Origin of the sequence: Exiguobacterium sp. s161, assembly GCF_018619045.1 — a bacterium.
GTDB lineage: Bacteria > Bacillota > Bacilli > Exiguobacteriales > Exiguobacteriaceae > Exiguobacterium_A > Exiguobacterium_A indicum.
Genome location: NZ_JACSNH010000008.1, coordinates 74407 through 95331, shown reverse-complemented (window position 1 = coordinate 95331; position 20925 = coordinate 74407). Strand labels below are relative to the sequence as shown.

Here is a 20925-nt window from a genome sequence, read left to right as displayed (position 1 = left end):
GGGTAGAAACTATAATCTCCCTTTCCATTTACTATTTTATAGATTGTTCTGCCTTGTATCAAGTGTTTGCCGTGCTTGCATAAAAAGTTGCATAAACAATGTTCCACTAAAAAGAGACAAATGGCCGTTATATCAATGTTTGTCGCTTTTCCCTATGCCCCCAAACTTCCATTTGGGAACGTTATTATATTTATTGATGTATACGTTATAAATCCTTTTTAAACTACAGCACTTTCGTTTGTTTAAGTAGATTACTTCACAAATATAATAAATAAAATCTCATTTAACTATACTATCTACCAAAAAACAGGGTAACAGCGAGCTGGATTTAGGTCAAGGTTTCGGACACACAAAAGTTAAGTTTTTGTTTTGTCGCAACCACCATTTATGGAGTGTTCCATTTAAGTGTATTAAAAGGATTATTTATTAAACGTCTGAGATTTTACTGAATACCAACTTTTTAAAGTTACTCGTGTGCTTTACTTTATAAATCGCTAGGCTCTTTTCCCATTTAACTAAACCTTCTTTTAACCAACTACCTGAGCTGAATATAATGTATTTTAGTAAAGGCTCAATATGCAATTTAATATTTGAACAATCTAAGGATGTAATAATTAAAGTAGAAACACTACGCCCAGCGCGTTCAACTTCTAACAATGCAACTTCTTTTCCATTCCTTATAGACTTGTTCCGCCAATATCCCCCATTGAACGGCTGTTATTAACTGCTTTGACAGTCTTTTTAGTGTTGTGATCAATTCCCTCGCGTTGTTTGGATGAAGTTATTCTTTGTTTAGTAATTACTAGAGCATCTACGTATTCATGAGTTAAAGTATCAGTCATTACTTCATCAAATTCATTTGTACGTCCATCAACTGTTACATCCGCTTCATAATCGCCTAAAGTTGAAAGGGGGAGAATTATACGTTTTCTTGGTTCATTCGATTTTTCATGACGAACAAGGCTAGGGTGAGTAATTTCCAAATTAGAAACCTGCAATTCTTTATCTAGCATCGCCTTAATATATAGAACTGTATATCCTGTTGGTGTTTTTTTCACACGTAGCTTTAGTTTGATTGGTGTTTGAAATGGCCATTCAAACTTAAGAGAGTCATTAAAATGAAAATTACTAGCTATACTTTCATATACTTTACGAGCGTTATTGTTCATTAATAGCCACACTAAATGATGTAAATACTCGTTCTTTAAATACTTTGCATTGTATGAAGACGCGAAGTGTAATCGTAATAAATCCGACTCATATTGTTCTGTGAAATATAACGGGAAAGAGTTCATTTCAAATAAACAATTCAACAGGAATGCATTCGGTGCAATGATTCCTCTAAGCACTTCAATTAAAGGTAGGTAGAAACGCTCCCCATTGTATTTGATAACGAAAGTTTGCGATATTTCTGTATATTTTGTCCCGCGTATTGAATAGTTTTGTTCAAAATAGCCAACGTAATTTGGATCTATTGTAATGATAATTTCTTCAGTTTGGTTAGGTGAGATAGGTTGCGTAATAACCCCATCTACGTAATAATGCTGGATTCTTAAAGAAGCTAATACAGTCCAATCAACTATTAACTTTTCAGTTGTATAATATCCATTAACTTTTCCACTAAAATAAACTGGCAGCACAATCTTTTTTTCGTATCTAAAAGGTGCACCGATCCATTCTAATTTCACGCGTGCACCTTGATCAAACGGCCAATTCTTAAGCTTTATATCTTTGCTTTTCATCGATTCCACCTTCCTGTAAATACGCCTCTAATATTGACCGAATCGTTTTAAAATCCTTTGACTTTATCCCTGCCAATCTTTGAACACGCCACAATTTCACATCGCTTGATTCATTTTTCAAATTATCAATGATTCTACAGCATCTGCGAATTTGAAATTGTTCCACACTTTCCGTAATTTGCTCAAGTAAACGCTTTGTAATAGGCAGCTGTTCTAAATGTCTTTCAAGATTGGCTATTATCCCTAAACGTTTACCTAAAAGAGATGTCGTAATTCGAATAGGCTTCTCAGACGCCCATAATTGCTCATATAGCGTTTTTATTGCAATTGTATAGCGGGTAAGAAAGTACATCTATTCTTTTCTATATAGATAGAAGGGTGTTATGGAGGATGCAGTAGTGAGACAGTAGTGGAGTGTACGAAGGTTTGAGGAGAGATAGCTGATTGAAGTGAATCGATCCTCTTGTAGATAGGTAGTGATGCTCTTTCTACTGGATGTACAGCATAAGAAGATTTTTCGGGCTCATGCGTGAGGCTGTAGGCTGCACGCAGCAACATCCTCATCGCACCGCTACCCTCCTGCCGGACCGATAACGAGAGCTGCGACTCGCCTGCGCGAGGCATCTCTACGTTCCTGTTCCTTGCGGCGGAGGACACGGAGCGTTACAGAGAATGCTAAAAGAAAAATAAGAGGTTAGAGCTTAGTGGAAGCATGGCATATTAAAGGAAAGATTCTTGTCCGCGTATAAGATCGTCGTTAGTGCTTCGGTCGTGAATGATGTATCGTATGCGAGGATATCTAAAAAGGAGAAACTACATATGAAATTTGACGGATCGACTGATGTATTCGGTGCAGCACTGACAAATGTCCCTCTACTCTACCTCGTACCGATTGCATTTGGACTTTTCTTATTAATCGACTTTTTGTTTTCAAAAAAAAAGAAGAGCTTTTTGAGCCGGACCAGTAAAATATTATTGGTTCCGTTCATTTTGATCGTAGGTGTACTTGTTTATCTCTATTAATTCGATGTGCGAGAGGATCATATCCATTTTCATGTCAGAAACGATGCTAGAAAAGGTTGTTTCTTTTTTTGTCTTTGCGTGGAAAATCAATCGTGTATTATTTCGTAACGAATCAGTTATCTTACCTATCACTTGGCTTATCTGATCTAAGGTAGTTCGATTAGATTCTTAAATCATTCTATGCTGTGCTCAACAAAACAGCGAGGAGTGGAATACATGAGTATAGTAGAGATGTTCGAGGTCATGGAGCAAGCGAAGGAAAAACAGATATCGGATAAGGTGACATTGATTGATGCCCAGCTTCGATTCGTACGAGAAGTAGACGGTTCGATCGAGCACGTGACATGGTTTATCGATGTTGATCGACTGACAAACTTCATGCAAACGCATTTTACTAAGCAGACCCTTTGAGGTCTGTTTTTTTGTCTATTGATTAATATATAAGCTAACCTATCAATAAAAATAGAACGGTGGGAAATATAACCAACTTTATCCTGGTATTCACTGTATACTGAAGATAACTTACAAATCAGGAATGGAGCGATGAATGATGAAACGAAAATGGATGGGCGCGAGCTTAGCGCTTGCAAGTGTTGGATTACTCGTTGGACCACTACAAGGAGCTGAAGCGGCAACGCCAAAAATCAAAGTCCACTATATCGATGTCGGTCAAGGTGACGCGATTTACATCAAGATGCCAAGTGGTGAAGATATCGTCATCGATGGTGGCAACAAGGGGAAAGGCGATGCACTCGTCGCCTATCTAAAGAAACAGAAGGTCGGTGACATTGAGGTGTTGATCTCGACGCATCCGGATGCCGATCATATCGGTGGTCTTGATGAGGTCCTCGACTCGTTCAAGGTCAAGAGCGTCTATGCACCGAAGGTTAAGCACACGACGCAAGCCTATAAGGACTTCTTGTTGGCGGTCAAACGCGAGAAGCTGACGATCAAGACGGCAAAGGCGGGCGTCTCACTCCCGGTTAAAGGCGTGAAGGCGCAGTTCGTCGGACCGGTCAAAGACTATGCGAAGAGTGATCTGAATAACTGGAGCGCGGTCTTACACGTCGCTTACAAGAAGAATACGTTCCTGTTCACGGGAGACGCGGAATTGAAGTCGGAACAGGACATGATCGCGAAGAAGAAGACGTTACGTGCGGACGTCCTCAAGGTTGGACATCATGGGGCGAAGACATCGACGAGCGCGACGTTCCTCAAGTACGTTAAACCGAAGTACGCCGTCATCAGTGTCGGGAAGAACGCGTATGGACACCCGACGAAGGAAGTCGTGACGAACTTGAAGCGTGCGAAGGCGACGATGCTGCGGACGGATAAGAGTGGCACGATCGTCTTCGAAGGGAACGGATCGTCCTACACGATCAAGAAGTCAAAATGAAAAAGCGAAAAGGGATCATCGACCGGATTGAGGGGAAGTGGGTCGTCGTTGAGTTCGATGATGGGATGCGCGATATCCTGATTTCCCGCTTCCCGATGACGGTGGAATCCGGCGATGTTATTTGGATGGATGAATACGGTCATATTGAGAAGGATGACCGCGAACGGCAGCGACTTTCACACGAAATTGATGATTTGATGGAAAAGCTATGGGAAGATTAATCTTGCCTTTGAAAAGTGTTAAAATATAATTGCTAGTTTTATTAACATTTATATTTTAGGAAGGGGTTAGTTTTTTGAGTAACCAAAAAATAAATGTAGAATATTTACTAATATTAGAAGGAAAAGATAACTTTTGTTCTAATAACTTAACTTTTGATAATTTTTTAATGACTAACTCAGATTTAAGTTTAAAAGGAAGTTACATCGAATATAAAGAACTAAAAGTAGGATATAAAGTTCAATTTGAAGAAATGGAGGATAACAAAAGATCAATTCATGTTTATTTTAGTTGTGATAACAAAGTTGATATCAATCAATATGAGCAATTTTTAAGAGTTATTAGAAGTATTTTTTATAAAATAAGCGAAGATATTCATATTTTAAGAGATGATATAAGCTTTCACTATGCAAAACTTGCCTATCCAAAAATTCATCAAATAGAAAATTTGATGAGGAAATTAATAACGAAATTTATGATTATAAATGTTGGTCTTAGTTGGACTGATAAACATATTCCAAAAGAAGTGAAGGATGCTCCGGGGAATTTAAAAGAAAAATCAAATGTTAATTATCTTTATACCTTAGATTTTATTCAACTATCGAATATATTATTTAAAGAATATTCACCTTTTAATACTAGTGAGCTTTTAGACAAAATTAAAAGTTCTGATGATAATACTGATGTCCCTTTAACTTACTTAAAAAAGTTCGTACCTGCTTCAAACTGGGAAAGATATTTTTCTGAAATTGTAGACAGCGAAGCAGAATATTTGAAAAATCGATGGACTAAATTATATTCTTTCAGAAACCAAGTTGCTCACAATAATATTTTGAGTAAGGAAGATTACGAAAAAATTGATAGGTATGTAACTGAAATTAAAGAAAAGCTAGACAAAGCAATAGAAAATATAGATAAAATTAAAGTATCTGATGATGAAAAAGAAATTATTTCCAGAAATATTATATTAGAAGATAAAAATGATATTTTATCAGAACCTAAATTAGAATTTAATAAGTTGAAAAAATATTTCCTTAATTTGTACTGGATAGTAGACGAAATGGCAGCAAAAATAATTCTTAAGTATCTTGATAAATCTATTAATGATGAATCTATTAATAAAGATGAATCTGTTAATAAAGATGAATTAATGAAAATTGTCAATTCATCACTAGAAGAAAAGATAGAAATGCTGGAAAAAGAAAAGGTTTTGATGAATAAAAAAGTATTGCTTGATTTCAATTTTATAATTAGAGTAAGAGATTATTTAATTCATGTTGATGATAGTGAAGTACTTGAAGAAAGCGACATAATAGGAATTCGTAATTCGATCAAGAAATTGAAAAACTTGAAAATCTATTTAGAAACAACCTTTATTTAAATGAACTGCTTCTTGTCAATTAGATAAGACAAATAATAAAAAATCCTTAAACGGCTTGAACTCGGTATTCTAACGGGATCAAGCCGTTTAATAGTTGTTGGTACCGCTTTTCACTTTAAAATTGAATAATTCTTTTTAATTAGAAATTTATCTATTTAAAATAGCTGATGCTTTTACTTCTGCCGTTTTTTCATCTGTCCAGTCCATCTCAGATAGCATACTCGCCTGAACCTTTTCGATCTGTTCACTTGTGTAGCCGAGTTGCTCCATTGCAATAACAGCATAAGCAATTGCTTGATTATTAGTCATGGTCAATCCTCCGTCTTGTCTGTATTGTCATTTTTATCCTACTTTTTTATAGTACTTGATTTTAAAAGAGGAGAGGATATCTTTTTAACGGCTACGGAAATCTTGTTCCGGTACATTGAAGTGACGCGTTACGATTTGTCGTACCTTTTCTAGGTCACGATCTTCCGTCGAAATCATTTCGTTGTACCATGCTTTTTCAAGTACTTGTTCGGTCTCCTTACTGACGACTTCCGTGTTCAGGATGTGATGGTACGGTCCCATCGCATCGTCGAGGACGCGGAAGTGTTGGCTGATCGGTTCTTCGCCCGGGATGACGAGCGTATAGGCGACGGTCTCATGCTCGTCGAAGTCACGGTCGTTAGCTTTCGCGAACGGTTCGAAAAAGTCTGTCGCTCCATGGACCAGCATCATTGGTTCGTCAAACGATGACAGATCTTGCTGCGTGTCCTGTTTTGCAATACTCGTTAGATAAGCGCCGACGTCCTCCGGTGAATGTTGCATGATTTGCTCTAGCCGTTCAGATAATGGTAATCCGTGTTCTGTGATCTGTGCAGTCTGTTCGATGTACTCAATCATCTTAAGGGGGGATGCTTCGCGTTCCAAGATTTGCTCCTGCTCGAGCGCAGAATGGATTTCACGGATGAAATGACCGGATGTCTGATGGACTTCGTGTAACAGGTCTTCTTTATCGCGCAAGTCTCTCCCTTGCGTCCAGTTGGCGAGATACGATAAGGAAAAATCGTCCGTCGGAAAACAAAAGTGTGCCGCGACCGTGTAAGCGACCATCTCCGCTTGGAATTCCTTCTCATGTGGATTCAACTCGATTCCACGCTGTTCGTTCCGGTCCATATTATGCAGGTTGGCATGAGCGAGTTCATGAATCAGGATGGTCACGTTCTCAATATCCGAGTTCCGCGGATTGAGAGCAATCGCGTTCAGTTCCGGATAGAAGCATCCTTTCGCGGTACCAAGCTCGCTTAATGGCTGATCGAGTATTTTCACGTCTTGTGTCTCAGCAATTCCGTTCAACGCGCGGCGAAATAACTCTGCTTCACGGATCGATCCGTTCCGGTGATAGGAAGCGAACAATTCGGAGACTTCGAGTCCTTTCTCCCGAGCATCGGTCTGCGTATACTCGAAGACGTGACCGATCTTATAATACATCGCTTTCCGTGTCGGAAGAGAACCTTCTTTGGCGCGTTTTTGCTCCGTCTTCGTGGCGTCTTTCCACGCCACCCACTCCGTCTCTCGTTTGATGAACGTAACGGGGGAGGGAACGAAGATCTTAATCCCTTTCTCACCCTTTTGGACCTGGACACCTTGCTTCTCCCAGTAGGCATAGGAACCGACCGCACGGGCGCCTTGGAACTGCTCCTCGATGAGTAACATATTCCGCGTCGAGTAACGATGGAATCGGCTCATGAAGTCGAGGTGTTCCTTGATGCTCTCCTGACTGACGAAGTGAGAAGCGAGCTGTGTCTCCATCTTGTCGGTCAATGCTTGGACTTCCTTCTGGTAATCTTCACGTGTTTTCTTCTTGTATGCCATACCACTCACGCTCCTTCCGACGAAACGGACGAATCAGCAGCACCTTCAAAATCGTTCAACTCTTCTAATACCATCGGGTCGGTAGCCAGTCGATCGAGTAGTAACTGACGGTGATCACGTGATACCGGGAGTAATACCAAGGGTTCTTCCTGCAAGAGTTGCAGTAGCGCGTGTTCCTCCTGTGAAAGGGGAATGTTATAGCGCGTTTGATGAATCATGACGGCGACATGAGTCTGATGCAGTTCGAGAAGTGTTGCGAGTGTGAAGGCTTCGAGTCGTCTCATTTGTGGATCATCCTTTCTTCGTCTGAATGCTTATATTGCTTTCGTTGGTCGATTCGCCGTTTGACAGCCGTCTCTGCTGTCTCGAGGAAGGAGGGACGGTATTCGGTCGTCGGGATGATGTCCTCGATGCTCTCCGTCTGCATCAGGGCTTGCAGCAATTCGATCAATACCTGTGTTTGAAGGTCTGTTTGTTGGACGCTCTTTCGTAACGGAGAGAGACTTTTTGAAATCTGTTCTTCCCAGAACGTCGTCAACTCTCGCTCGATCTGTTTCGAGACGGAACGGCTGACATAGTTCAAGTCCCATTGTTTTTTGATCATCTCTTGATAGTCGCGGATGATGTGATCGATTGCCGGACCAATCCCGGACAACCGTTCTCTCTCCCGATATTCCTCTAAAAATTCAGCGGTCACGGCACTCATCTTGATCCGGACTTGTTTTGTTTCCTCCACTGCCAGTCACCTTACCTTTCGTGTTGGACTTCCTGTTCGAGTTGTTCAAACGCACGCTGATTCTTGATATGGTCCCATTCATCATTCATGTGTCGTCCGATTCGATAGAGTGTCTCTTGCATGATCCGTTCACGTCGAAACGCTGATCGGATTTTTTGTTTCGGTGAGGATGTATCTCCCTTCGTAAGCTTCGGGGACGACTTATCTGATTCACGCATCTCGGACAGGATAGCGTTTCCCATTCGTGTATAGAGGTCCTGTTCTTTCGTCTTCCGATAAGTCGATGCTTGAGATGCCGATCCGTAACTTCGTTCGTAGAATGCGACCTCCGTATCAAGTCGTTGCTTGAACGCGGTGTGTTCTTTCTCGAAGTGTGTCGCAAGGTATGTGTCAGTGAATTGATTAAGCGAAGGACGCAGATTTTGCATGCCGTTCATGTTGTAATACCACTGCCGTTTATCATCCGGTAGTCGTTTCTGGATCGCTTTGTATTGGCGTACGAGTGCTGGATGTAGTACGCGATTCGAAACGGATAGTGTTGCGTGATTTCGTTTGTGAGCCAGAACTTCATCACGAATGAAGACATTCAATTTCTCCTGTTCACGTGTCCGATCGGCGAGTGTCTGGACGACTTGTGCCTTCATCTTCTCGATCGTTTTCGGTTTGCGTTTGCCCCGTTCGCGTGGATGAATCGTCTCGACTGTCGCGACATGGACGTGGATGTTACCCGTGTTGTAATGAATCGCAGCGGTCCATGTTGCGTGCAACATCTGTTCCCTTTCGATCATCAACGCGGTCGCGTTCCGTGTCGCCTGCATCAACCGTTGTTCATCGATGTAACGATTTTCTTTGACGCCGACTTCCTGTAACCATGCCTCATCGAACGAGATGACATCTTGCCAAAGGATGCTGCCGTTCTCTTGTGCTCGTCGGAAGATATCGCGTAATTGCTCTCGTTCCCTCGCATTCAATCGGTCTTGCGTCGCCGTGAACAGACCGCTTGATTTTAGTTCATCTTCCATATAGTCGTGATAGTTTTCGAATTGATGCGACTGCGCTTTCGTCTCCGGACGATCGATGTAGCTGAGGTAGGTCGTGTAACGACGCGCACGTCGGTTTGCTTGCGGTAACTTGAACTTCGACTTGATGATGACGCCGGGAATGTTACTCATCCTGCATCACCTCACGGAAGAGTGTAGTCAATCGTTCGAGTTCGGTTGCACTCCGCTTGAGGTGTAAAGTGTTCGCTTCGAGCTGTCGTTCGAGGCGTGCGATCTGTGTCGACTGGATACCGTCCGCGCACCAGGTCGTCAGCAATCCTTTTAATAATTCCTGTCGGGAACACATCTGTTTCTCCGCCTGTTCGTCGAGTTGTTTGACGAAAAAGGGATCGATGTCACGTATCAAGAGATCCATTCGTCTTCCTCCTTCCATCAGGAAAGTCAGTCTTAATGATTAAAAAAATAAAAAGTTTTCCGAACATTTTACTCGTTCCTCCTGTCATTAGAAGTGAGAAAGGCAATCCTACTTAGACAAAGAACGGAGGAAACATATGCAATCCATCATCGAACAGAGTTACGCACTTGGAGAAGCCGTGATTGTCTCCTTGATCGTGGAACTTTTAAAAGTCCTGTATGCGAAGACACGCACACGTGAATCTCTCTCAGTTGATATGAGTGACGCTTCTAGTGCAAAGAAAGAATCAATCGGTATCAATTAATACATTTTTCCATTTGCTGAAACCTCACGCTTCCGAATGCTGTATAAGGATGAGAGGAGGAGATGGAAGATGTCGGTTTGGGTGCTCGCGTTGTTCGGATTAGCTTTTAGTTTTGGTTCGTTTTATGTCATGTTGAAAGTATTTGAGTCGTTAAAAAGATAATCCTTGAACACATTCAACGAGCCGCGATGCTCGTTTTTTTATTGGACTCGATAAAAGAATGATCAAGTTCTCCAGCCAAAAATCAGAAGCAGTAAAAAACAAAATGGATCTGAAATCGCGAAAAAGAGCATAAGGGGAAACTGCTATCACGGAGCGTGCTAGCCTAGGCGGAGCCTAGTGTTTCCCTGATATCATCAAAATCGCCAAAAGGTCACACCGCGTGCCACTAAAAACGGCATTTTGGCACGGTGTTTGCCACCTTACCATTTCAGTTCACGTGCTTTAACAAGTAGCTGATCCTGTCTTTTTTCTTCTTGCGTGAGTTGTTTTTTCAATTCCGTTTGTCGTAACAGTGCGTCTTCTTTGTCCTGCTTCAGATTGAAGATTTCATCCTCACGTTCGACTTGTTCATCGAGTGTCAGGTCAGGTAAAGTAGTTTGTTTTGCCTCGATGTCCTGTTCGATTTGTTGGATGAGGGAAGCGTGTTCTGTCTGTTCACGCTTCATGTTCTTGATCCGTTTTTGACTTTGGAGGTGCTCGTCAGCGAGAAAAAGTTGTGCATAATCGTCCGCTTGTTGAATAGAAAGTGACATCTTTAACACACGTCGCTGATCCATATAGAGTGATTCGACGAGAGAATCTTCTCGCTTCGTAGCACGCAGCTTCTCGAGTGACTGTTCAGGCTTGATGACATACAAGCGTAGTGCTAGTTGGTCAAAGTCGCGAGGTACATCTTCGATTTCGAAGACGTAGTGCTCGTCCTGTTGATAGACGACGCGGACGTGTTGCTCATCCGTTGGTCGTTCCTTGTAGGCGATGCGCGCCACAAGCTTTGACGCGTAGTCTTGAGGTTGATCGAACTGAAGACGGATGCGCATTTGTTTCCGCTGCACATCATGGGACCAATCGAGAAGCGTAACGGTCTGTCCATTCGTCAACCGTTGTTCTTCACCGATAGGTGTCGCATTGATCGGTTGTTCCTCAGCAAAGAAGAGGGAAGAGAAACCGAAAAACAGAAAACCAATCAAGAAGAACAGACCTGTTCCGAGGTACAGTCGTGACCAGTCACGGGTCAGCGTCTTTCGTTTTCCTGGATGCATTTAGACACCTCCTGACGTTTGAAGGCTCTTCATCTGATCGACAACGTAACGTTTATCTTGATGCGTAAAGGTCAGTTCAACTAATTCTTCAGACGTCTCTTCATAACCATTGGCATCGATCGTCAACGTCCGTTGGAAGCGGACGATACAATGTTCTGGATCGTCGTGACGCGGAAAGACTTCGATGTCCGAGACGGAGGCGGCGAACTTGTTATCGCTTCCGCTACTCGCGAACAACGTTTGTTTGATGGACTCCGACATATACTGATCGGCTTGTCGTTTGCGTGTTGGATAGGTCCCATCCTCCCATGTGAAGGCGAACGTGATAAAGCGTTCCGCGCTCTTCGAAATGATTGAATTTTGTTCTTGCTCTTGTTCATTAGTTGAGATGGACGGATCTGAAACCGTCGTTCTTGGTAACATCTTCTTCTCGTCTTTCTCGACGATTCGATGCGGTTCATCCAATGCGATGGAGCGATATTGATAGACATTGGCACTGATCGACAGCAGCAAACAGAACAATACGAGCCAGAGGAGATGACGACTCGTCAATGCCATAGTGCATCCCTCCTTATAGCGAAAACAGTGGTGCTGGATCAATGTGTCCGGACCAATCACTCGTCTTGAATTCGATGTGCAGATGATTGCCCGTCGAACGTCCGGTCGAACCGCACATCCCGATCGCCTGCCCGGCTTCGATCTTTTGCCCCGCCTTAACCTGGCGTGCAGAAAGGTGGGCGTAAGCGGTGATCCAGTCGCCTTGTTTGATCTGAATCAACTGCCCATACGGTCCGCGTAGACCACTATAGGTGACGGTACCGGAACGGACGGCGTGGACGGTATCGGTATCGTGACAGCTGAAATCGATGCCCGTATGGACGTCCGTCTTTCCAAAAACAATTCGTGATCCGAATCCCGATGTCATCTGTAGCGGGATGTCGAGCGGAGCATGGAGTTTACCTTTGATCGGTCCTGTCTTGCCTTCTGCCAGTACCGTCGGCGTCAAATAACGAAGGACGGCATCGACATACTCGATGTCACCATAACAGGCTTGATGCTCGATCGCGCTTGGGCGATGGCACTGATAAATGCCGCTCTTCTTGACGCGTTGGTACATCAACTGTGAAAAAGAAATCGCGAGTTGTTTCGTATAGCGTCCTCCATTTTCTTGGACGTAATCGATGAAGCCTCCGCCGAAGTTGTAACTTTGGAGCGTCAACTTGACGTCCTCGTTTGCTTGCCGGAAGACGGATACGAAGTGTTTGACGCCGTACTGAATGCTCTCGTCAGGCGAGGTGATGCAACCAATCTGTCCACACTTCGATTCACTCGCTTGCATCGGATCGTTCCCGCGTCCGCCACTTTCTTGCATCATCAACGCAAGGACGACGTTCGTCTGTCCTTCAAGTTGTTCCTTCTTCAATTCGCGCGCAATCGCTTCCCGGTATTGTAGAACATCATCACTGACTTGCAGACTCGCGTCCGAGTAAGCGATCGGTGTCTCCGTCGCCTGTTCGTTCTCGATCCCGGTCAACGTATCGAGAATCCCTGCGACGAGGATAATCAATAGGAGGAGCAGGAGCGCGATAGCAAGCGCAATCAAACGGTACTTTAAGGTCAGGAGGCGCCATTTCATCCGGACGGTGACACGTGCCGACTGCCGGACCGTACTCCACATCATGCACCACCTCCGAATAAGGTCAGCTCCTCGGGTGAGACATCGACATCGAAAATCAACGTCTTCACACCGGAGATGCTGAGGACGATGCGTCCCGTCTCGAGCGACGGAATCAACCGTGTCTCACTCTCGGTCAACTGTCCGTCGAAGACAGTCTGGATCGTCGGAATACTCTCGGCATCCTGCTCGCCGATGAACTTATACTGCGTCAGTTGGAACAACGTCTTAACGTTCTCGGCGTTCTCCGACTTCGAGCCAGTCGGAACAAAGTCCATGATCAAGTGGGAAGCGAAGAAGATACCCCCGAAGTATTTCCGCGCTTCGCGCATGAACTGTTGCAGGTATAAAATCGCCGGTTGCGCGATATCGCGCGTATTGATCAGGTGATGTGCCTCATCGATGACAATCAGATATTTGAAGGCATCTTCGATTAATAACTCGCCCTGGTTGTAACTGCGGAGTTGTCCGGCACCGTTGAGGATCATCCCGTCCCAAAGCATGTTCATCAGATTGAAGACCTGTGCCTGAAAGATTTCGTCTTTCAGATTGGTCAGGTTGCGTAGTGGGAATGAGACAATCGCTTCCTCATCGAATCGCTCGATCGAAGAATGTCCGTCGAAGATGTTGCCGTAGTTGTGGACAAGATTCGTGATCGCGAGTTCGATGTTCTCAAGCCGGCGGACACGGTTCGGACTGATCGTCTCGCGGATTGTCGTCCGAGCGACGTCCGTATATAATTCAGAGCGGACGAGCGCTAAGAAGTCGGAGAAGGCCGGATAGGTGTTTGCTGGGTGCGTCGTGATCGGCGCGTCGCCGTCCTCGTTCCAGAGCCCTTTCTCAAGGTAGAGTTGCCGTAAGAGAATCTCGAACTCGTTCGCTTCTTCCTGCGTAGCTGCCGGATTGATGTAGTGATAGAAGACCGCAATCTTCGATAGGTGTTGCATGAACGAGAGCGCCTCATCTGCCGATCCGTCGGCGTGCGTCACCGTCTTATAGACATGGAGCGGATTGATCCGCCCCGCGGAACCGTCGAGCGCGATTTCCTTCCCGCCAAGTTGTCGGACGAGGTCGGAGAACTCGCCCGTCACGTCTAAGATACGAACGTGATTGCCTTTGATGGCTTGATCAAGGACCGTCTTCTTGAGCAACGTCGACTTACCGGAGCCCATCTTGCCGATCATCAAGGCGTTGTAGAACTTCCGTTGTTTGTCCTTATGGAACAAGTCGAAGATAACGCTCCCGTTCGTATCCGTCGTCCCGTAGTAAGTCCCCGTCGGATCCTGTAGCGACGTGAAATGGAATGGGTAACCTCCCGCAATTGACAGTGAAGGGATCTCCTTACCGCGACGTCGGTTCGGTAGTTTTTGTTGTTGCTCGTAGCTGAGGAACAGGCTCTGCCATTCCCATTCCTGTTCGTTCAGGAAGACGGTTGCGCGGAAGTTCCGCGCTTCGAGTTCCTCCATCACATCCTGGACTTGGCGTTCGAGTACATCGAGTGTCTTCGCTTTGACGTAAAGTCGGAGATGCAGGTACTTCATCGTCTCGCCCTGTGTGATCTGTTCGTAGAGTTCATTCAGTTCCTTGTAGGTCTCGCGTGCATCAATCCGGTCGACATTATCCTTCGCATTCTCGTAGCGCGTATTCTGTTCAGCCATCGATTTGTTGATGGTCCGGATCATCTCCCGTTTATCCGCCGTCCCGATGTCGAGCGTCGTCAGGACACCGGGGAGGTTGAGGATTGGTTCAAGCCAGAAATCGTAGACGGTCGATTGATATTTGTAGACATGGAGGCAGGCAAGATACCCGTCACCGGTCCTGACATAGTTCGGTTCGAAGCGGAGTCCGCCTTGCGGTTGGATCGTTTTAACGAATGTCGGATTGTAGCCATTCTGTCGTTTGATTGTCTCCGGGTCCTGCTTCCGTAGGAAACGCGTACGCCACATGACACCATCACTCCTTTCCGTCCTGTGTTGGTTTCGTGTTCGGGTTGTGCAGTTGGAACAACACATGAATTTTCTGTTCGAGCGTCAGTTCGACCATCGGATTGCTGCGTCGAAGCAGTTTCGTCAATTGATGCTTTCGTTCCCGCAGCATCGCCTCATCCGGTGCATAAAAAAAGAGGAGATAATCGCGATTGGTGCGATGCTCCTCAAGGTAGATCAGTTCTTGTTTCTTCTTTTGCAGGAACGGACGATAGGCGGCGTTTTGGTTCTGCCGCAGCTGTCGTTCGATGCGCTGTTTCTGTTTCTCCAAATTAAGCGGTGTATTGAGCGGAATCACCTTCAACGGATGAATGTACGCCTGCAACAGATAGGCGAGTGAGAAGATGTCATGATCCTTCTCCGTCTCGGACAACCCATAGATATCTTTTGAAGTCAGCTGAATGATGTCGCAGAACGTCCCGTCCTGCATCTCAAACATGTCGAATACTGTCGAATCGACAATCGGTAATAGCGAGGCGACGGATAGTGGGATCCGGACGCGTTTTTCCTTTCGTGTTGAAGGTGTCGTCAGTTGCATCTCATCGAGCCAAGTAATGTCTGTCGTCGGAATTTTTTTAGATCGTTTCTCTTCCGATAAACTCATGCCATCACGCTCCTTTCGATTCGTCCTTGCTGTCGGTCAATGCGATGTACGTGTCTTTCTTCTTCATCAGCGCGTAATAGAGCACGTGAATCATTCGTTTCTCTGGATTCGTCGTTGGGCGGATGACGAGGAAGAGTCCGAACGCGACCAGGAAGAATGTGAACGGAAGATGTAAGGCGTCCGGGATGAACGGCAGGGCGATCAACCGGACGATGATCAAAGCGACGAGAAAGAGTAAATCATAGAGATAGAGCATCTTATTGATCTTCAGCTCGGTCGTGACTTCGTTCGGAATCCGATACTGACGCTGTTGCATGGTCTCACTCCTTTTTCGGATCTAGCCGCGGGACATCGGTCGAGTACATCCGGGACGACTCTGACGTCACACGTGTCTGCGTTTGTTCGACATGCTTGAGTTCTTTTTGTGTCGTCGTCTCAAGTGTTTGATAGATCGACTTTCGTTGCCGCTGTATTCCGGATGATGTCTCTTGCGACTCATTTATAGAAGGTGAAGAATTGCTCGCGCCTGAAGAGGGTACAGTATGTGCTGTCTCTTTAGGTGTCGTGTCAGATGTTGATCCTGAGTGAATAGAAGATGGATTAGGTGCACGTGTTCCAATGGGCTGCTCCGACGATGAAGTAGGCTGTGATGCGACAGTTGTTTCAGAGGTATTGAACGAATCAGCTGAAGTAGTTGATTGTTCCTTCATCGATCCATCGGGCATCTTCGGTTGTGAAACAGGTGTTTGCGATGATGACGGAGTAGTCGCAGGTGATTGTGGTGAGACGGAGTCCGAACGGCGTGGTATGGACTCTTTTGATATTGTTGCAGTCGGACTCTCCGAATTCGTGTCGTGCGTCGATAAATCAGTGGATTCAATGCGCTGGTTCTCTTGTCCGGTTGATCGTGAAGTGCGCTCTTGTGCTTGCGAACGAACTGGCACACTGTCAGACGAACGATCCGGACGACCCGTCGGTGTGCCACCATTAGGTGGTGGATTCGGTGGTAACTTCGTACTGGCAGCTTCTGAGGCGGATGGAGTAGTAGGGCGTGATGTCCTCTTCATCGTCTGTCCAGCGACACGAGCCCCTACTTTTGCCGTTCCTTTCCCTACAGCATACGCACCGAGTGCGACACCCCACCCACGTTTCAGACCCGCATCCATCCCGAAGAGGCGTTCGACCATGTTCGGTCCATCAATCAAGGCAGCGGAGAAAGCAATCAACGCGATCAAATAGGCAAGACCGTCGAGTGTATCAGCAAGATAAGCCGTCCCAATCGTGTAGAGCTTAATCGAGACGAAAATCAAGATGATGACGAGGAACGTGTTCAGGATACTTTGAATGACTTTCTTCGTCTTTTGTCCGCTATGCAGATCGGCGGGGGCGACTAAAATCGCTAGAACATAATTAAAAGCCAACTCGAACGAAAGTCGAGCCAGCTTGTAGGCAATCGAGAAGAGGGTGAAGCCCATCACGCCAAGGGTGACAAGAATCGTCAACCAGTTCGGATGATAGCGATAGTAGTACTGGTTGTTCCATTCAACACCGCTCTGGTCTAACTCGGTTTCGGTCATTTCTTTCCCGTTCCAAGCAAGTTTGTTCTGAGAAATATTTTCACCTTCTTTACTCAATCGATACTCATCGCTATCAAATACATCGTTGATGTCTATATTCTTGATTTGGCTTGCTGGAATAGAGTTTGGAATTTTAATTTTTGTATCTTTGAAAGCAGTTTTATCGTATTCGACTAAATCATGTACATTTTTTTGTAGCACTGATTGTGATAGAGTATGATCCCGATTTTCATATACTCCATCTTGATTGATGCTTGTAATGGCTTTGTCTGTGAACTCACTTGTCTTTATCATTGTCGGAGACAACAACCCTAAAACTAACAAAGTGATAAACAGATTGATGAGAAACCCTTCTCGATCAAATTTTTTCTGAAAAATCATCAAGTAACCGGTAAATAAAAAGCTCCCAGCTAAAATGACATATAAAAAAGGTTGAATCGTCTGAACGAATTCAACCACTTGAGGATTATTAAAGAATGATTTTACGAGGAGGATGTCATTTGTAATCTGTTCAAGACCATCGATGATGAAGGAGAGACCTCTAACGAGAAGCCAACCAATAGAACGAAGCGCATCTCTCACTAAATCACTGATGCTCAATAAGTCTTGAAATTCCTCCAGTTTGGATGCTAGATCTCCATTAGCCATGATGGTCCTCCCTTCTCTGTCTGCTTTTAATTAATAAAAGAGGTTACTTCATCTTCGATTGCCTTGTCATCTAACGCAGTAAGGTCGAGAGAACGAACTAATTTACCATTCTCTAGTTTGTACAGACGACCACCCTTTAATTCTCCATGTTCATCTGTAGCACGATTTTCTAAATCTTTTCCGTTGGGTTGAAAAGGATTGAACAAGTTTACTTGTACATCTTCTTTCTCAGCGATGTCCTTCACTTTATCTACATAAGGCTCAAATTCTGCTTTACTGTCGCTATCAACAAGTAAGAAATTGCTTTGATTACTATCTTTTAGTTGATCAATTTCTTTTACAGAGACTTGTTTAAGAGACTTTGCTTCACTATTTTCACTACAACCGACCAAAAGTAACGCAGAGGAAATCAATAGTCCGGAGAGTACTCGTTTCGCTTGCATGCCTCCACCCCTTTTCCGTTTATGACACCTATTCCGGATCCGTCAGATCACCATTACTGACGTGGACTCGGAAATCGAATGTGTCTATAAGCGTAACAGTTTTTCGGTCGCCTGAGTCTGGGTCTTCTTCCTCAAAAACGACGAGGAATCCGTCCCGGGTCTGGATATTCAATACCTCACCACGACGGAGACGCTTCTTGTTCTCCTTGATGATGGTCGCGATGACGCGGAGTTCACGCTGGACGCGTTCGGTGCGTGTCAGTTCTGTCATTTGATGCCCTCCTTAGACGCCATGACGAAGTTTCTCGAGTCGTTTGCTGATGATCGTCTTCAAGAAATGGCGCTGGTTGTCGGTTACAGGGATTGTCCTATCCTCAATGCCTTGTTCGAACAGATCAATCGGTAACGTATCGTATTCGGTCGTCTCGAAGATCGAGCGTAGGATTTTCGGTTGCAGGACATCGCAGACGCGCCATTCTGTTACGTCAAGTGTCTCCTCCTCCGTCTCAACCGTTTTCGATGCAACTGAGGCACCGAGATGAAACGGGACACGAAGCGTATTCAGGTCGAGATGGGCATGTGCACAGGGAATGACGAGATCGTTGATGGAACGGTCCGTATTAAAGTCATCCGCCAAGTATTCATAGCGGTATTTCATCGCCGTCCGTCCTGTCAAAAAGAGAGGATAGGATTGGATTCGTTTCTTTTGTTTGTCTTGCCGCTTAATGACGCGGATAATCAGCATCTCGCCTTCCTTCAGTCCCATCACTTCGGTTGCCGTCAGCAAGCGCCGACCATCGACACTCTCCGTCTTCGACTTCGAGAGAGAGAACGTCTGTCCGGAACGTGATTTCGTGACGATCGTCTGCTCCCCGAGCTTCTTCGAAATCAATTCTGCCGTCGACTCATCTGCTGTCAATAGGTAGTGCGTGTTCCCGCAGTTCCCGTCGATCGTCTTCCAATCCTCCCCGTAGAGGTTCTCGAGTTGGGCATAAGACTGGATGACGAGGTTGAAGCGGATGTTCCGACCGAGACAGACGGTGATGATGTTCGCCATCCCTTCAATCGCTGGCATGTTCCCAAATTCGTCGAGCAGGAAGATGACCTGGCGTTCACAACGTCCGCTCGTCGCTTGCGAGGCGACGCGAGCGAGGGAGGTATAGACTTGCTTGACGTACAGTGAGGCGATGACATTCAGTGTTGGATCATAGTCCGGAACGATCAGGAACACGGCGACCGGGCACGGATGCTGCCGAATCTCCCGTATGTCGATTGGTGCATCCGTTGTCCAGTCGAAGACACCGACTGTTTCGTCTCTCCAACCTGAGAGTGACACGGTATACTGCTGTCCTTCACTTTCTACGGTGATATCGGTATCCACTTTGAGGGTTTCTTCGTGATGAAGTACAAAACTCCCGTCGTCGTCCGTCGTCAAGGCGAGTTGTTTCCCGCTTTGGAAGGAGAACGTCAACCGTGACAAGGGAAGGGCACGTCCACGAATCCAACGATTGAAGCCGATCAGTTTCATATCAAGTGAGTTCTGTGCCGTTAAACGTGCCGTCGCATCAAGCGTAAAAATCCCGAGCTTGGCATTTGTATTGGCGAGGATACTGGCACGGGTCTGGCCACCGGAGAAATGAAGCGTCGCATACTGCATGCGTGCTGGATGATTCTCCGGAAACGATGCGAAGAAGGCGTCGAGTGCCGATTGTTCCTGTCCCATTTCATCGATGATCGTCCGTGAGCCGAGATCGGATAACATCAAAGCGACGTTATACATCGTGATTTTCTCTGGTTCGTGTTTCGCTTGTTCGCATAACCCGAGAATTAGGGCGGTACAGAGGTCTGTTGAAGAGTTGCTCCAGAACGGATCCTTTGCCTTCGGGTCATGGTAAAGCATGTAGGCGACCGAACGAGCATACTGTTGGGCGAGAGAGTAGTTCTCGTCCAAATACGCGTCGATTGTCAGCTGTAACAGATTGTAGGACATTGATTGCGATGGGTTCATCAGATTCAGGACCTCGACCTGATAGCCGCGTGCTTCGAGTGTCTCTTTGGAGGCGGCGAATAGTTCACCTTTCGGATCATTGATGATCAAGCTTGCTTGGCGTTCGGCACGACTGTAGAGGTCGATTGTCGAGAAGACAAACGTCTCGCCTTTCCCGGATCGGGTCGTCCCGATGACGAGGTTATTGACGGCGCTGTCGTCGATATAGAGGCGGTCACGATAGCGGCCGACCGGAACACCGCCAGAACCGCTATATATTTCTTTACGATCCGGAACATCGCGATACTGCTGTTTCAGCTCTTGAAATGTCGTGAAGCGGGCACTTCCTTTTTGTGCTGCTTTGAGATCGCGGAAGTTGAGCCAATACTTTAATAAGAGAAATCCTCCTAAGAGGAAGCAGACACCGAACAAAGCGAAAGCGATGGAGGTCGACCAGGCAAGCGTCGTCCACCAATTCGGATCGTATTGTAGCGGGGATCCGGTCGTTAACTTCCCATCCTGAAAGAGATTTTGGACTGTCTGTTGCAGGAACTGAAACGCCACATTGAGTACTAAGAACAATACAATGGGTAAAGCGATCAAAAAGGTGAGACATCGCCACAGCCAAGCGGATGTAACAAGAGAACGAAGTGAGAAATTCATCATTATT

At 45.3% G+C, this 20925-nt stretch carries 25 protein-coding genes; 6 read left to right on the top strand and 19 right to left on the bottom strand.

The genetic code is table 11. From position 1 onward, the window contains the following. Positions 1-426 precede the first annotated feature (426 nt). The 3 genes from KNQ14_RS15705 to KNQ14_RS15695 are packed head-to-tail and all read right to left on the bottom strand — an operon-like array spanning position 427 to position 2094. Entirely contained in the window at positions 427-681 is a 255-nt protein-coding gene (locus KNQ14_RS15705) for a Tn7-like element transposition protein TnsE (RefSeq protein WP_353048879.1), read from the bottom strand. Beyond that, positions 678-1742, bottom strand: a complete 1065-nt coding sequence (locus tag KNQ14_RS15700) for a hypothetical protein (RefSeq protein ID WP_214808490.1) — start codon at positions 1740-1742, stop codon at positions 678-680. The genes KNQ14_RS15705 and KNQ14_RS15700 overlap by 4 nt, the downstream gene beginning before the upstream one ends. Continuing rightward, complete coding sequence (locus KNQ14_RS15695) at positions 1717-2094, bottom strand: hypothetical protein (protein WP_214808492.1); 378 nt, start codon at positions 2092-2094, stop codon at positions 1717-1719. The genes KNQ14_RS15700 and KNQ14_RS15695 overlap by 26 nt, the downstream gene beginning before the upstream one ends. Before the next feature lie 467 nt (positions 2095-2561). Between KNQ14_RS15695 and KNQ14_RS15690 the strand changes: the two genes are divergently transcribed. From KNQ14_RS15690 to KNQ14_RS15670, 5 genes are all read left to right on the top strand, one after another. Further along, positions 2562-2765, top strand: coding sequence for a hypothetical protein (locus KNQ14_RS15690; RefSeq protein ID WP_214861765.1), 204 nt, complete (start codon positions 2562-2564; stop codon positions 2763-2765). A gap of 216 nt (positions 2766-2981) precedes the next feature. Then, positions 2982-3176, top strand: coding sequence for a hypothetical protein (locus tag KNQ14_RS15685; RefSeq protein ID WP_214861764.1), 195 nt, complete (start codon positions 2982-2984; stop codon positions 3174-3176). Between the two features lie 139 nt (positions 3177-3315). Further along, positions 3316-4161 (top strand): ComEC/Rec2 family competence protein, encoded by an 846-nt coding sequence (locus KNQ14_RS15680; RefSeq protein WP_251138429.1) that lies wholly within the window; start codon positions 3316-3318, stop codon positions 4159-4161. Next, the gene (locus tag KNQ14_RS15675; RefSeq protein ID WP_214861762.1) at positions 4158-4382 is read left to right on the top strand and encodes a DUF3006 domain-containing protein; all 225 of its coding nucleotides are present in this window, start codon (positions 4158-4160) and stop codon (positions 4380-4382) included. Before KNQ14_RS15680 ends, KNQ14_RS15675 begins: the two co-directional genes overlap by 4 nt. 74 nt (positions 4383-4456) lie before the next feature. Next, entirely contained in the window at positions 4457-5761 is a 1305-nt protein-coding gene (locus tag KNQ14_RS15670; RefSeq protein WP_214861761.1) for a HEPN domain-containing protein, read from the top strand. A 147-nt stretch (positions 5762-5908) separates the two neighbouring features. Here KNQ14_RS15670 and KNQ14_RS15665 read toward each other — a convergent pair whose 3' ends face one another. The 6 genes from KNQ14_RS15665 to KNQ14_RS15640 all read right to left on the bottom strand — a co-directional run bounded on the left by KNQ14_RS15665 (position 5909) and on the right by KNQ14_RS15640 (position 9770). Then, positions 5909-6070 carry a hypothetical protein gene (locus KNQ14_RS15665; RefSeq protein ID WP_214861760.1) on the bottom strand — a complete coding sequence of 54 codons (162 nt, stop codon included), beginning with the start codon at positions 6068-6070 and terminating at the stop codon, positions 5909-5911. 84 nt (positions 6071-6154) lie between these two features. Next, the gene (locus KNQ14_RS15660; protein WP_214861759.1) at positions 6155-7618 is read right to left on the bottom strand and encodes an ArdC-like ssDNA-binding domain-containing protein; all 1464 of its coding nucleotides are present in this window, start codon (positions 7616-7618) and stop codon (positions 6155-6157) included. A gap of 5 nt (positions 7619-7623) precedes the next feature. Next, positions 7624-7902, bottom strand: coding sequence for a hypothetical protein (locus KNQ14_RS15655; protein ID WP_214861757.1), 279 nt, complete (start codon positions 7900-7902; stop codon positions 7624-7626). Beyond that, entirely contained in the window at positions 7899-8354 is a 456-nt protein-coding gene (locus KNQ14_RS15650) for a hypothetical protein (RefSeq protein ID WP_214861756.1), read from the bottom strand. The genes KNQ14_RS15655 and KNQ14_RS15650 overlap by 4 nt, the downstream gene beginning before the upstream one ends. Positions 8355-8365: 11 nt before the next feature. Beyond that, positions 8366-9526: a MobP2 family relaxase gene (gene mobP2, locus KNQ14_RS15645; RefSeq protein WP_214861754.1), complete on the bottom strand. Its 1161-nt coding sequence runs from the start codon at positions 9524-9526 to the stop codon at positions 8366-8368. Beyond that, positions 9519-9770, bottom strand: a complete 252-nt coding sequence (locus KNQ14_RS15640) for a hypothetical protein (RefSeq protein WP_214861752.1) — start codon at positions 9768-9770, stop codon at positions 9519-9521. Before KNQ14_RS15640 ends, mobP2 begins: the two co-directional genes overlap by 8 nt. Before the next feature lie 136 nt (positions 9771-9906). Here KNQ14_RS15640 and KNQ14_RS15635 point away from each other — a divergent pair, with 136 nt between their 5' ends. Further along, a complete protein-coding gene (locus KNQ14_RS15635) occupies positions 9907-10074 on the top strand; it encodes a hypothetical protein (RefSeq protein ID WP_214861750.1) in 168 nt (55 codons plus the stop codon). 422 nt (positions 10075-10496) lie between these two features. Here the strand turns inward: KNQ14_RS15635 and KNQ14_RS15630 are convergent, their stop codons facing one another. From KNQ14_RS15630 to KNQ14_RS15585, 10 genes are read right to left on the bottom strand one after another with little or no spacing between them, the layout of a single operon-like run. Beyond that, positions 10497-11336: a hypothetical protein gene (locus KNQ14_RS15630; RefSeq protein WP_214861749.1), complete on the bottom strand. Its 840-nt coding sequence runs from the start codon at positions 11334-11336 to the stop codon at positions 10497-10499. Beyond that, positions 11337-11894, bottom strand: a complete 558-nt coding sequence (locus tag KNQ14_RS15625; protein ID WP_214861747.1) for a hypothetical protein — start codon at positions 11892-11894, stop codon at positions 11337-11339. Positions 11895-11907: 13 nt separating this feature from the next. After that, positions 11908-13017: a lysozyme family protein gene (locus tag KNQ14_RS15620; RefSeq protein ID WP_251138428.1), complete on the bottom strand. Its 1110-nt coding sequence runs from the start codon at positions 13015-13017 to the stop codon at positions 11908-11910. Further along, a complete protein-coding gene (locus tag KNQ14_RS15615; protein ID WP_214861745.1) occupies positions 13014-14957 on the bottom strand; it encodes a VirB4 family type IV secretion system protein in 1944 nt (647 codons plus the stop codon). The genes KNQ14_RS15620 and KNQ14_RS15615 overlap by 4 nt, the downstream gene beginning before the upstream one ends. Before the next feature lie 7 nt (positions 14958-14964). After that, on the bottom strand, positions 14965-15600 hold the full coding sequence (locus tag KNQ14_RS15610) for a hypothetical protein (RefSeq protein WP_214861743.1): 636 nt from the start codon (positions 15598-15600) through the stop codon (positions 14965-14967). A 4-nt stretch (positions 15601-15604) separates the two neighbouring features. After that, the gene (locus KNQ14_RS15605) at positions 15605-15916 is read right to left on the bottom strand and encodes a DUF5592 family protein (protein ID WP_214861741.1); all 312 of its coding nucleotides are present in this window, start codon (positions 15914-15916) and stop codon (positions 15605-15607) included. Between the two features lie 4 nt (positions 15917-15920). Next, complete coding sequence (locus KNQ14_RS15600; RefSeq protein WP_214861739.1) at positions 15921-17825, bottom strand: pLS20_p028 family conjugation system transmembrane protein; 1905 nt, start codon at positions 17823-17825, stop codon at positions 15921-15923. A gap of 26 nt (positions 17826-17851) precedes the next feature. Then, positions 17852-18268 carry a hypothetical protein gene (locus tag KNQ14_RS15595; protein ID WP_214861737.1) on the bottom strand — a complete coding sequence of 139 codons (417 nt, stop codon included), beginning with the start codon at positions 18266-18268 and terminating at the stop codon, positions 17852-17854. Between the two features lie 28 nt (positions 18269-18296). Continuing rightward, positions 18297-18539 carry a hypothetical protein gene (locus KNQ14_RS15590; RefSeq protein ID WP_214861735.1) on the bottom strand — a complete coding sequence of 81 codons (243 nt, stop codon included), beginning with the start codon at positions 18537-18539 and terminating at the stop codon, positions 18297-18299. 12 nt (positions 18540-18551) lie between these two features. Further along, positions 18552-20921 carry a VirD4-like conjugal transfer protein, CD1115 family gene (locus KNQ14_RS15585; RefSeq protein WP_214861734.1) on the bottom strand — a complete coding sequence of 790 codons (2370 nt, stop codon included), beginning with the start codon at positions 20919-20921 and terminating at the stop codon, positions 18552-18554. Positions 20922-20925: the final 4 nt, after the last annotated feature.